This window comes from Paenibacillus radicis (ex Gao et al. 2016) (assembly GCF_014641555.1).
Lineage (GTDB): Bacteria > Bacillota > Bacilli > Paenibacillales > Paenibacillaceae > Pristimantibacillus > Pristimantibacillus radicis.
Map to the genome: position 1 here is coordinate 93383 of NZ_BMHY01000001.1, position 13475 is coordinate 106857.

Genomic DNA, 13475 nt, shown 5'->3' on the forward strand with positions numbered 1-13475 from the left:
GAGAAGGGAGAAAAGCAATCATGATTTCGCAAAGAAAAAACCAATTATCCCATTGGCTCATCCATGCTTGGTTTATCGTGTTCTCTCTATTCTGTATCATTCCATTTTTATATATCATATCTATTTCTTTCTCAACAGAATCGGATTTGGCGAAATACGGCTATCAGCTCATTCCCAAAACATTTACTACCTTTGCTTATGAGTATATGATTGGCAGCCCTAAGGCGTTAATCAACGGTTATTTGGTTTCTATTACTGTAACCGTATTAGGCACGATACTCAGTCTCGCTGTTACTTCAATGCTGGCTTATGTGTTATCGCGTAAAGACTTTCGCGGTTCGAATTCCTTGTCTTTCTATGTGTTCTTCACCATGTTATTCAGCGGGGGATTAGTTCCGTGGTACATCCTTATTAAAAAGTATTTACACATCGACGATTCGCTGTTCGCCCTGATTTTACCTTATGTGATTATGCCGTGGCATGTTTTGTTGATGAAAGGCTTCTTATCCGATGTTCCGCTCGCCTTAATTGAATCGGCAAAAATCGACGGGGCCGGTGAATGGAGGATTTTTTATAAGATTATATTGCCGATTGCCAAGCCTGCCCTTGCGACACTGGCTCTATTCATCGCATTTGTCTACTGGAATGATTGGTATTTGGCGCTGCTGTATATCGATAATCAGGATTTAACCCCATTGCAATATATGCTGTATCGGATTATGAACAATATTCAATATTTGTCCACTTCCTTGCAGACGGGGAACATCTCCATCGATATCAGTAAAATGCCGAATGAAACGGCACGGATGGCTATAGCTGTTTTGGCGGCAGGCCCGATCCTATTGGTATTCCCGTTTTTTCAGAAGCATTTTATTAAAGGTTTGACGGTAGGGGCAATAAAGGGTTAAAGCGTTGCCTTCTTGACGGTTGTAATCGGCACTGCCGATTCAATATTGATATATACCATACAATAGGGAGGTTTTATTTGTGCTAAAAAGATCAAAAAAAGCAATACCAGTCGTCCTTGCCGGGATTCTCTCGCTTTCGATTTTGTTGTCGGGCTGCGGCAATGCAAATAATAAAGGGGGGAGTTCATCAACACCAGAGGCAACCAACACAACAGAACAGACAACCTCTTCACCTGAGAAATTAGAGAATGTGGATTTAACCTGGTATTTTAACGGAACGCCTCAAGCGGATGTTGCTTCGGTTGAAAAAGCGATAAATGAATATTTGAAGGACAAGCTTAATGTAAATATTCACTTGAAAGCGACGGACTGGGGCAATTTTGACCAAAAGATGCAAGTGCTGAATGCTTCCGGTGAAAATTATGACCTCGCCTTTACGGCGAACTGGGCAAACAACTACTATCAAAACGTGAACAAGGGAGCCTTCCTGCCTCTCGACGATCTTATAGCCAAATATGCGCCAGACATCATGCAGGTTATGCCCGCAGGAGGCTGGGAGGCAGCCAAGGTAAACGGAAAAATATATGCGGTTCCCAATTATCAAATATGGGCAAAAACAGATGTACTCTGGCCGATGAAAGAGATGGCTGATAAATACGGTTTGGATGCTGCTAACGTGAAAGGGTGGGAGGATCTTACGCCATTCTTGGAAAAGGTCAAAGCCGGTGAGCCCAATCTTATTCCTATAGAAAGCAATAAAACAGGCCAATTCGGAAATGTAATTACGCATTATCGATTTGATGAATTCGCGGGCCGCAATGTTCCGGGTGTAGTGAAATATGATGATGCAAGCTTGAAGGTTCTAAATCAATTCGAATCCCCGGAATACAAATCATTTGTAGCACTTATGAAAGAGTGGAATGATAAAGGATTTTTCAGAAAAGATGCGGCTACCTTGGCTGATTCTACACCTGACCGTAAAGCAGCTAAATTGGCCGTTATTGTGGGAGGCACTGTGAAACCCGGCGGCGATACGGAGATGAAAGCATTAACAGGCAAAGATACGCTGATGCTCGGCACGTCCGAATCCGTTCTTACGACATCTGGAATTATTGCTACTATGACTGCAATCAGTAAAACTTCTAAAAATCCGGAAAGAGCGATGATGCTGCTGAACTTGCTTTATAAAGACACAACGCTTTACAACTTAATCGCACATGGTATTGAAGGTAAACATTATAAAAAAATCGATAATCAAACGATAGAAGCGATTAAAGACGGCGGCTATGAGCCGAACTCGGATTGGGAATTCGGCAATCAATTTAACGGTTACTACCGCGCTGGACAAAAAGCCGGCGATTGGGAGGAAACCATAAAAATTAACGAAAGAGCGGTTAACTCCGTATTGCTTGGCTTCAGCTTTGATCCAACGCCTGTAAAAACAGAAGTCGCGCAAATCGCTACTGTAACCGCGCAATATGTGCCATTGCTGGAGACCGGCGCGGTTGATCCGGAGAAATTTCTTCCTGAATTCATTAGCAAGCTGAAAAAGGCCGGCAGTGATAAAGTCATTCAGGAAGAGCAGAAACAAATTGATGCGTGGAAGGCTTCGAAATAATAGCACAAAATATAGCCATTATTAATAATGGCGTATGATATCGAATAAACGAAAGACCCTTCCTATGTGAAGGGTCTTTTATTATATTAACAAAAAGTAAATCAGAAAATCCCAACTTAACTATTAACAGTATTTTACCGATAATTAATTAGTAGAGACAGCAGTTTATTTACATTGGAGGGATAGAATGAACTATTCACAGCTAAGACAACAATTTATAGGCGGGGAATGGAGAGACGGCAAGAGCACTAACACGCTAACTGATATCAATCCCTATAATAGTGAGGTTATCGCATCTTTTCAAATTGCCAATATCGAAGATATAGATGATGCTTATCAAGCTGCACATAAAGCTAAGCTGGAATGGGACAAGGTTAACGCATACAAGAAACGTGATATTCTTGAGAATGCTGTTAAATATATTGAAGCACATGAAGAGGAAATTGCATCTATTATTGTTCAGGAGCTCGGAGGAACTCGGCTGAAGGCTGCCTTTGAGATCGGACTCGTGAAAAATATGATTAAAGAAGCGGCGACGTTTCCGCTTCGAATGGAAGGTAAAATATTGCCTTCTACAGAGGACGGGAAAGAGAACCGGTTGTATCGGATTTCGGCCGGCGTGGTCGGGGTTATCAGTCCGTTTAACTTCCCTTTCTTCTTATCGGTCAAGTCAGTAGCTCCAGCACTGGGTGCCGGGAATGGCGTGGTGCTGAAGCCGCATGAGGATTCACCGATTACGGGAGGCACGCTGATCGGCAAGATTTTTGAAGAAGCGGGTGTACCTAAGGGCCTGTTGAATGTAGTCGTGACAGATATTAAGGAGATCGGCGATGCCTTCGTTGAACATCCGATTCCTCGAATCATTTCCTTTACGGGTTCCACTAAGGTCGGCAGCCATATTGGCCAAATCGCAATCAAGCATTTCAAGAAGCCGCTGCTGGAGCTCGGCGGGAATAGTGCATTCATTATTTTGGAGGATGCCGATATCGATTACGCCGTACAAGCTGCGACCTTTAGCAGATTTACGCATCAAGGCCAGATTTGTATGTCTGCGAACCGTATCCTCGTACATAAGGCGATTTATTCGAATTTTGTGGACCAATATAAAGAGAAGGTCTCTGCCCTTACAACAGGTGACCCAAGCGATCCGGAGACCATTATTGGACCAGTCATTAACGACCGTCAAGCAGTGACACTGGAGAACCTGATTGCCAAGGGGATTGAGCAAGGCGCTGTTCCTCTCGTACAAGGAAAGATTACCGGCAGAATGGTAGAGCCTACGGTGCTCGTCAATGTCACATCTGACATGGATGTAGCGCAAGATGAGTTGTTTGGCCCCGTCGTATGTATAATCCCCTTTGAGACAGAAGAGGAAGCCATCGCGATTGCCAACGATACACGTTTTGGACTTAGCGGAGCCATTCATACGTCTAATATTGAACGTGGCGTAGAAATGGCGAAGAAGGTTCACACCGGTATGATTCACGTCAACGATGTTACGATTAATGATGAGCCGATCGTAGCGTTTGGCGGGGAAAAACAGTCAGGTCTAGGCCGCTTGAATGGACAATGGAGTTTAGATGAATTTACGACGCTGAAATGGATTTCGGTTAACTTTGGTCAAAGGAAGTTTCCATATTAAGGGCTGGGGGATAGAGGATGAGTAACGTGGAAAATGAAGAGCAAACACAGCATGCGTTGATTGCAGCCTTTGTAAAGGTAGCTCCACTGCTGAGAAATCTTACGAATGATGATATTACAATCGGTATTTATGACACGGAAAAGCTGATCATCAACATTCCAGGAAGAACATTTTCGCTGAATGTCAGCCCTGGAGATCCGCTAAGAGAAGGGGACATCGTGAACGATGCGATTAACCATAATAAAACGTTGTCTGCTGTCGTTCCGAAAGAATTGTTTGGATTCCCGCTTGCTGCACGTGCCATCCCGCTGCATGATGAGCAGGGGAAAGTCATCGGCGGCGTAGGCATGGGGACAAGCCTCGAGAAAGCGAATAAGCTGTTTGAGATGGCCGAGAGCTTCTCTGCTATTGTTGAACAGACAACAGCTTCCATTGAGGAAATCAGTCAGTCCGTCACTCATCTTACTAACTGTGTGACTGATGTGTCCAATCAAATGAAGGATGTTAGCTCCAGTGCACAGGAGATTGACCAGATATCTATGGTTGTAAAGCAAATTTCGGATCAGAGCAACTTGCTGGGGCTTAATGCTGCTATCGAAGCAGCAAGAGCGGGGGAAGTGGGCAGAGGCTTCTCCGTCGTGGCTGATGAAATCCGGAAGCTCGCCACAAGCTCGAAAGAAAATGTAAACCAGATTAACGATATTACCAGCAATATTCAGGACCTCCTGCTCCGGTTAAATCATGCTTTTGCCGACATTAACAAGCTGACGGACAGCCAGTCAGGGGCCATTCAGGAATTTGCAGCTACGATTCAAGAGATTAGTGCCAAGTCAGAGGAATTAGCACAGGTTGCGGAAGAATCACTCTATGCAAAACAAAGCAATGAATAGGAACGAATAGGTTAGAAATTGAATAGGCAGAACAAAAAAGAAGAAATACAGGTATGCTGTATTTCTTCTTTCTTCTTTTTCGTGTTCCTCTATTTAAACTTTACCGGAATTTCCTTAAGGCCCCGAACAATCATGCCAGGTCTCCATTCGAGTTCATGAACATCCTCCTGAAGCTGCATATCAGGGAAGCGGCGAAGCAGCGTGCTGATGGCAATCTCGCCTTCCAGACGCGCAAGAGGTGCTCCCAGACAGAGATGAATGCCTTTGCCAAAAGCCAGATGCGGACTTTTCTCCCGAGTGATGTCAAAGACATCCGCATCCTTAAATTTCTGCTCATCCCGATCGGCTGAATCCAGCGCGACGATAACAAGCTCGCCCTTCGCTATTTGGTGTCCATGGAAATCGATATCCTCGGATGCCCAGCGGGATGTACTGAATTCAACCGGCCCGTTATAACGCAGCATTTCTTCAACAGCGTTATGGATTAACTCCGGCTTGCTGATGAGCAGATCGCGTTGCTCGGGGTGCTCCAAGAGGGCGAGTACGCCATTGCCGATCAGATTAACGGTTGTTTCATGTCCGGCTATGATTAGCAGAGCAACAACACTGATCAATTCCTCCTCTGTTAGTTGTTCACCTGCTTCCTCTGCCATCACAAGCTGGCTGATCAGATCATCACCCGTTTCTACACGCGTTTTGGCAAACCAGGCATTCAAGTAATCCGTGAACTCTTGGATATGTTGTTCAAATACTTCGACAGGCACATCGCTTGTCGCATCGATGATGGAGTTGGACCATAACCGGAATTTGTCCTGATCTTCGACCGGTACACCGAGGATCTCACTGATGACAATAATCGGCAAGGGGAAAGCGAACTCATCGATCAGATTCATTTTGTCCGGGGAATCCAGATTATCCAGCAGATCGTCGGCAATTTGCTGAATATGGCTTCTCATGCCCTCAATCGTCCGAGGTGTAAAAGCTTTCTGTACGAGCCCGCGCAGCCGGCGATGATCGGGCGGATCGGCAAACAGCATATTATGCACAAATATGTTTTGTTGATCTGGACCAAAAAGCTTGACCATATCCTTACTGAAGCGATTGTCCTTCAACACTTCTACCGCATCCTCATATCGGGTAATCATCCAGCCGAATTCACCGTTAGGGAACATAATTTTGAAAATGGGATTGTTTTCTCTCAATTTCTCATAGACGGGGTAAGGGTTTTGGGTAAACTCTTTGGTGAATAGCTCAGGCTGTGAAGTTTCATTTGTACGCAACATGGTTTAACTCCTCTCATCACAAGCTCTTCCTATCAGGCATCCTTCTTAGAAGAAGGATGTTCCTGTTCATATATATGCCTATATTAGTAAAAGATTAATCGTTCGATGTGAGCATTCTATGGCATTTTGTCCCATTCATACGATTAAACATAGAGAGCGCGGCTGAAACACTCCTGGTATTTATGAAGGTCGATATCGACCAGCTAGCTAGCTCATGCGCAGTTCTAGAAACAGAAAAAACCCGCGAAAACCTTGGTTGACAAGGCTTCTCGCGGGTTTTGAATTTTACTTGGAGTAATCATCACTCTCTTGCGACGTTCTTAGTAAGCTGCAGCGAATCAAAATGTAAAAATACATGTTGTAAGCTGCTTTTTCGGTCATTTATCGCTTCAACATGCAAAAGTGCAGTTTGATTGGCCCGAAAAGCCTCTATAGAGTGAAATCTGGTGATTTCAAATGCACTTTTGCATTTTGATAGCTGTTTAGAGCCTTTTGAGGCTCATCAGCCTGCACATTTACATTTTGTTTTGACTTAGCACGAGGGATAGCATGTGAGGATGCTTTCACACCGGAAGGGGGCTCGATGTATCAACGCTCAGCAGGCAGCAGAATCTCAATTTTTGTGCCTTGGCACATTTTGGATTGGACATGAATTTCGCCGTCATGCGCTTCCACGATGGATTTGGCAATACTCATCCCAAGTCCGGAGCCATTCGTTGATTCTAAAGTATTCGTTCCCCGGTAGTAGCGCTTGAACAAATGATGCAGCGTTTCCTCATCCATTCCTCTTCCATTATCAATGACCCGGATGTATGCCTTATCGTTGACCATGCCCGCCGAAACGGTGATACTCACGCCTGGCGGGTTATGCTTCACGGCGTTGGACAGCAGATTGTCCATCAGCCGCAGCAGCCAGGTTTCATCTGCCTTGACCAGAACGGCACGCTCCTCTCCAACGTAGAGGAACTGATATTCGGACAGCGTGGCGTCGTTGATATACTTCAATAAGGAGCAGCGAACCAGCTCATCCAAATCGATCTCCCTAAGCTCCATAAGCGAATCGCCCTGCTTGAGCTGATGAACCATGGAGAAATCGGAGATCAGCTCCAGCATATAATCGCCTTTCTCCCTTATCGTCGTTCCCATGATCCGCATCTCCTCTTGGCTCCATTCCTCGGGCAAGCTCTCCAGCATATACCCGTAACCTTGAATCGTGGACAGGGGCGTGCGCAGATCATGGGATATCCCCGACATCCACTCCGCTTGCGATTTCTCCAGTCTCTCGCGTTCCTTCTCGGTTTGTTCCAATTGATGCGTCATCTGATAAAAGGATTCTATAACTTCCCGATAGAGCTTGTAGCTGGGCCGCATCGCGCCATCGCGGCGGAACACCTTGCGCATATCCTTGGCGGTTAACACTTCGTTGTATTGCCCCTTGCGCATGCGATCGAACCAGCCTGCGAACAGAATGAGCGGTTGACCGTAACGGTAGCCATGCCAGATGGAGATTGGAATTGCTAGCAGCAGAATTAGACCTACAAACCAGATGAGTCTGCGGGTTGCCGTATCCATCAGAGGATGCTTCAGCGGACCTCCAGCATCTTGAGCGGTATAGAGGATCCAAGTCATTCCGCTCGGCTTGTCCCGGTAGGTGACAATATTCGTATCATAGTTGCCCGGTGATTGTTGGATGGCCAGAATGTCCAGTGAACGATAAGCCTTCTTTACGTAGGCATCATCCCCGACTCCTTGCACAGCATGACCGGCAGGGTCGATAATCTGCAAATAGCTGCCGGCTTCACGAAGCTTCTGGTCCAGCAGGGAAGTCGCAGCGCTTTGCACCATCCCCTGCTGCCCGTAGGTGCTGAACAAGTTCATAAGCTGGTCAAGATCAGCGTTATGGTAGCCCAGCATATACAGCAGCGGTTCGTTGAACGTAAAATTCAGCTGTGTGTAGACGGCATACTTCCCTAACGCCCGTGTCTCCTGAATATCGAGAAGCTCAGCCGTGGAGTAAGAGGATGGAAGCGCATGGTGAGTTATCGTATTGACCGAGTGGATGACCTCGCCTTCAGCATTGACAACCTGCATCCACATGCCTTTCTCTTCAATGAAACGGTCCCACTTGGAGGAGATCTTAATCACTCCGTCCTTGGAGCTCGCTTCTTGAGAAATGAATTGCAAAGCGCCAACTGGAAAGTTCCGGCGTAATTCATTGTTTTTCGTGTTCTGAAAGTATAGGATGGAGGCGATCAGCGTGAGGGCCACCATGACCAGGGCATAGAAGATCAACTGATACGTAAAGTGGAAAGCCATCCGTTGTTGGATCTTCATTGCTCCTGCGACTCCTTCGCCAGCTTATAGCCGAGACCGCGTACCGTAAGCAGCAGCTTCGGGTTGCCGGGATCGATCTCGATCCTCTCCCGTATGCGCCGGATATGTACCATCACAGTCGCGTCATCGCCCAGGCCATTGATTCCCCATACTTTGTCGTACAGTTGTGTTTTAGAAAAAATGATACCGGGATACTTGCAGAAGTGCAGCAGCAGATGGAACACCTGCGCAGGACAAGGAACAAGATGTCCATCTACGAGCAGTTCACCTTCCGCCTCATTAAGGGTGAAGCGGCTGAACCGGTAAATACCTGATTCTGGCCGTTTCACCGGAGCGGCCGCAGCGGTTGCGGCTTCCGGCTCCAAACGGCGGATGCGGGCCTGAATTCTCGCGGCCACCTCTAGGGGATTGAAGGGCTTCGTAATATAATCATCCCCGCCCATGGAGAAGCCTCGAAGAACGTCGAGGTCAGAAGTTTTGGCCGTTAAGAAGAAAATATGCGGATTCCCGTATTCGCGGAGCTTGGCGCAAAGCTCGAGTCCGCTGCCGTCGGGAAGCATAATGTCGAGCAGAATCATATCAGGAAGGATGCGCTTCGTTAAGTCGAGCGCCTCTGCACAAGTGGAAGCTGAATGCAACTGCTGAAACCCTTCTCTGCGAAGCACCATCTGTAACATGGTAACAATGGAAGGCTCGTCGTCCACGATTAATATTTTTATATCCGATAGATTAGTCATTGTTGTTTTCACCCATTTTCATAGTAGCATTTTCACTTTAACAGAACCTAAACGCGGGAGCAAAATCCAGCTCAGATTCATCAAATCGTTTAGGCTCCGTTTCAATGGGGCTGTTAGGATAGAAAAATGAGCAAGGTAACTTGCATGATTTTCAACAGCCATACCAAACTTCTTCATTAGGAGAGTTTTGGCTATGGCTCTTTTTTTATGATTATTATTGACTGAACGATCTGGAATGTGTAATATAGGGGGGGAAGGAGGCTAACCTCATGGCAAGAAACAAGGAATTTGATACGACCGAGGTTTTGCATAAGGCGATGAAAGTTTTCGGCCATTATGGCTTCGAAGGCACATCCCTTCAGAACTTGCTGGATGGTTTAGGCATTGCTCGTCAAAGTCTTTATGACACTTACGGGACGAAGAGAGATCTATTCATAAAGGCTGTAAAGCATTATGTCGATGAGAAATCGTCAGCAGCGGTTGTCTATTTGGATCGCACAGAGCCGGTTAAAAAAGTGATCGCCGAAATTTTTCAGACCATTGTATCTGCGCTGCAGGATGATGAGCGGCGAGAGGAATGTTTGATCTTGTATAGTGCGATCGACCAGATCCCTCACGATTCTGAAATCGCAGCAATTTTTGAACGGGATCGCATGCTGCTCGAAAAAGCCTTTTATGAAGCGCTAGTTCGTGCTCAAAGCCGGGGAGAGATCGGTCAAAATCAGGACTTGCATGTCCTTGCACGGTATTTATATCATGCACGGTACAGTATGACGCAAGCGGCGAAGCTGTCTAATGATCCTAAAGTTTTAGAAGATGTTGCAGCAGTTGTACTCTCTACGCTCGATCGTTATTAATGAGCGTATGCCTGTTTATTTTAGACTGTTTGGTCTGTAATTTTATATTGGACTGAAAAGTCTGGAAAACGTTGAATATGAAATAGGAGGGTATGAGCAGGGCATTCAAATCAATTAATCTGTAGTTATTGCAAAGCGATCTTTATTTTTAACCATAATAGACTGTTTAGTCTATAAAAAGAAAGGGCGATTCAACTATGAATGTTAGTCAACGTAAAGGCATTGCATTAATGCTTCTTGCTGTATCTCAGTTAATCTTGGCACTTGATTACACGATAATTTTTGTAGCCTTGCCTTCGATAGGAGAGGCTTTGGGGTTTTCCGCAAATAATTTGCAGTGGGTTGTCAGTGCGTATTCCCTTGTTTTCGGGGGATTTCTGTTAATTGGAGGACGATTGTCTGACTTGCTCGGGAGGCGTAAAATGTTTGTCGTTGCGATGAGCTTGTTCGGACTAGGTTCACTGCTCGGTGGTCTTGCAACCTCACAAATGCTCCTGATCATTGCCAGGGGGCTGCAAGGGCTTGGCGGTGCGCTGTTGTCGCCATCCACATTGTCGCTAATTATGTCCAATTTCGATGAAGGCGCCGAGCGCAACCGGGCAATGGGAATATGGGCTGCTATGGGCGGTGTAGGTTTATCCATCGGATTGCTGCTGGGCGGCGTGTTAACCAGCTACATGGGCTGGGAATTTACGTTCTTTGTTAACGTACCGATCACGATAGTCGCAATCATTCTTGCCCCTATTGTACTTGTGGAGAGCAAAGTTCAATCGGGTAAAAGGCACTACGATGCAGCAGGAACGATATCGGTGACGGCTGGTATGATCCTTATCGTGTATTACTTGATTCAGTCTCCAGTAGCAGGCTGGGTAAGTGCAGGGACACTCCCGTTCGGAATCATCGGTGCCGCTTTGCTGCTTCTGTTCGTAATAATTGAGAATCGTACGAAAGAACCGTTGCTTCCATTCAGATTGTTTCGCAATCGCAACCTGACAGGTGCTGCTTTGGTGGCGGCATTGTTCTCGGCTTCGTTCGGTACGCTGTACTACTTTTTGACGTTGTACACACAAGGGGTATTGCACTTATCGGCGATTCAATCCGGCTTAAGCTTTTTGCCACTGACGATTAGTGCGTTCTTTGGCGCAAAGCTTGTTAATAAAATGCTGTCGGCCGTCGGGGCAGCCGGTACGATTGCTATCGGAATGGGGCTTGGCGGTATCGGATTCATGCTGCTTAGCGGGCTTTCCGTGTCGGGCCATGCATGGGGAATCATTCCAGGCACCGTCATAATCGGTCTCGGTCAGGCGCTCGTCTTTACGACTATGTTCATTGCAGGCAGCACGGGTATCGATCCGAAGGAGCAGGGCGTGGGCTCAGCGATGATTTCCACAGGCCAGCAAATCGGCGGTGCGGTCGGCTTGGCTGTTATTATGGCGATCATTTCTGCCAGCCTAGGATCAGATGCATCGCTGGAATCGATGGCAGCCGCTGACTTGAATCAAGCGATTCATACGGCATTCGTTATTGCCTCCAGCGTTACGGCACTGGGCATTGTTATCAGTTTTGCGATCCTAAGAAGGAAGAAGAATTCCAGCGTCGATACAAATAAATACGCATCGCATTAATCTAACTCATTCATAAAAGATCTGCAATCGTCTTAATTCCTTCCGTTATTTGCGCTTCCGTAACGTTGCCGAACCCCATAATAAGACTCTCTTCATACTTGCCTTTGGCGATAGTATACTTTTCGGCGGGATATATCTTAATATTTCGTTCTTCAAGCTGAGCAGCTTTAATGGAGTCGAATTTACGTCCGGACAATTTCGCAATCAGATGCAAGCCTGCAGCGTCACCGGAAATATTCACCCCGCTGCCAAACGCTTCTGTTAAAGCGGTGATGAGACGAATTCGTCTTTTCCCATAAATCCGCTTCATACGAGATATGTGACGTTCCAGATGGCCGTCAGCAATAAAGTGCGCCAATGTGACTTGGGACAGGGTTGGGCACTGCATATCCGTCATTCGCTTTAAGCGCAGCAGCGGATCCAGCAGTTCCTGCGGAACGACCATATAACCGAGCCGCAGTGAGGGATATAAGTTTTTGCTGAAGGTTCCGACATACACCACTCGCTCGGAATCGAGCTCTCGAAGTGCATGAACCGGCATTCCGGCATATCGGAACTCACTGTCATAATCGTCTTCGATGATATAGCCTCCGGTTTGCCGGGCATAGTCCAGCAATTGAATACGTCTGGAAATGGACAGGATGCTGCCGAAAGGAAATTGATGTGATGGTGTAACAAAGACGCATTTAGGCTGCAAATGAGTCGGCAATTCATCGACACACAAGCCGTGATCATCGACGGGAACGGGTACGATGTCGGCACCTGTCGATGCAAAAATGGCATGGATGAAGTTTGCGGTGGGGTCCTCTATGGCCACGGCGTCCCCGGGCTTCAATAGAAGCCTGCATAACAGGGCGATGGCTTGGGTCGCTCCCGCTGTTACGACAACCTGTGAAGGAGAACATTGAATTCCTTTGACATGGAGCAGATACCGGCAAATGTTGTTGCGAAGCAGCCAATTGCCTGCCGGATCTTCATCATAGCCAAACTCCGAGGAGTGGGCATGGTCATATACGCTCAGCGTTACTTCTTTCCACTTCTTATGGGGGATTTGTTCGAGAGCTGGAAAGCTCGGACGAAAATCAATACCTTTGAAACGAGCTGCTTCAAATTCTGGTGAAGTCATTCCCGCTGAAGCGTCTGCAGCCATGAACTGCGCTTGAATTGGTCTGCTTCTTCCCAAATCCAATACATAGGTACCGGATCCCCGGCGGCCTTCCAAATAGCCTTCAGCTATTAGCTGTTCATACACTTCTACTATAAGCGCCCGTGATACGCCAAGCTCGCTTGCCAGATCTCTCGTTGAAGGAAGGCTGCTTCCTGCTTCATACCTGCCTTGAAAGATACGAGCTCGAAGCAGCGCATAGATCTGTTTTGTTTTCGTATCAGCAGCTGTAAAAGGATCTGACGGATTCGGCATACAGGTTGCCCCTTTCCTGCTCTTAAATTGGTATGCCTATATTAGCATAGAAGTGGTACTTATTCACACCAATCTCTCGTGCTAACATAACATAAAGCTTGCCAAGACAAGATTATCTAAATAAAGCTGAGAGCTGATGATTGGGCTTACGACGGTATGGG

Annotated in this window: 10 protein-coding genes; 6 read left to right on the top strand and 4 right to left on the bottom strand. The window is 46.5% G+C overall.

Going from position 1 to position 13475, the window contains the following annotated elements:
- Positions 1-20: 20 nt before the first annotated feature.
- From IEX98_RS00415 to IEX98_RS00430, 4 genes are all read left to right on the top strand, one after another.
- Positions 21-908, top strand: a complete 888-nt coding sequence (locus IEX98_RS00415; protein WP_188886981.1) for a carbohydrate ABC transporter permease — start codon at positions 21-23, stop codon at positions 906-908.
- A gap of 79 nt (positions 909-987) precedes the next feature.
- Complete coding sequence (locus IEX98_RS00420; RefSeq protein WP_188886982.1) at positions 988-2526, top strand: ABC transporter substrate-binding protein; 1539 nt, start codon at positions 988-990, stop codon at positions 2524-2526.
- Positions 2527-2713: 187 nt separating this feature from the next.
- Positions 2714-4168 (top strand): aldehyde dehydrogenase family protein, encoded by a 1455-nt coding sequence (locus tag IEX98_RS00425; RefSeq protein ID WP_188886983.1) that lies wholly within the window; start codon positions 2714-2716, stop codon positions 4166-4168.
- Positions 4169-4185: 17 nt separating this feature from the next.
- A complete protein-coding gene (locus IEX98_RS00430; RefSeq protein ID WP_188886984.1) occupies positions 4186-5058 on the top strand; it encodes a methyl-accepting chemotaxis protein in 873 nt (290 codons plus the stop codon).
- An 89-nt stretch (positions 5059-5147) separates the two neighbouring features.
- Here IEX98_RS00430 and IEX98_RS00435 read toward each other — a convergent pair whose 3' ends face one another.
- From IEX98_RS00435 to IEX98_RS00445, 3 genes are all read right to left on the bottom strand, one after another.
- Positions 5148-6338 carry a cytochrome P450 family protein gene (locus tag IEX98_RS00435; protein ID WP_188887902.1) on the bottom strand — a complete coding sequence of 397 codons (1191 nt, stop codon included), beginning with the start codon at positions 6336-6338 and terminating at the stop codon, positions 5148-5150.
- Between the two features lie 591 nt (positions 6339-6929).
- Positions 6930-8675, bottom strand: a complete 1746-nt coding sequence (locus IEX98_RS00440) for a HAMP domain-containing sensor histidine kinase (protein ID WP_188886985.1) — start codon at positions 8673-8675, stop codon at positions 6930-6932.
- Positions 8672-9412, bottom strand: a complete 741-nt coding sequence (locus IEX98_RS00445) for a response regulator transcription factor (RefSeq protein WP_188886986.1) — start codon at positions 9410-9412, stop codon at positions 8672-8674. Before IEX98_RS00445 ends, IEX98_RS00440 begins: the two co-directional genes overlap by 4 nt.
- Before the next feature lie 269 nt (positions 9413-9681).
- Between IEX98_RS00445 and IEX98_RS00450 the strand changes: the two genes are divergently transcribed.
- Positions 9682-10269, top strand: a complete 588-nt coding sequence (locus tag IEX98_RS00450; RefSeq protein ID WP_188886987.1) for a TetR/AcrR family transcriptional regulator — start codon at positions 9682-9684, stop codon at positions 10267-10269.
- Positions 10270-10499: 230 nt separating this feature from the next.
- Entirely contained in the window at positions 10500-11894 is a 1395-nt protein-coding gene (locus IEX98_RS00455; RefSeq protein WP_229691979.1) for an MFS transporter, read from the top strand.
- Between the two features lie 10 nt (positions 11895-11904).
- Here IEX98_RS00455 and pdxR read toward each other — a convergent pair whose 3' ends face one another.
- Positions 11905-13314: a MocR-like pyridoxine biosynthesis transcription factor PdxR gene (gene pdxR, locus IEX98_RS00460; protein ID WP_188886989.1), complete on the bottom strand. Its 1410-nt coding sequence runs from the start codon at positions 13312-13314 to the stop codon at positions 11905-11907.
- Positions 13315-13475 lie beyond the last annotated feature (161 nt).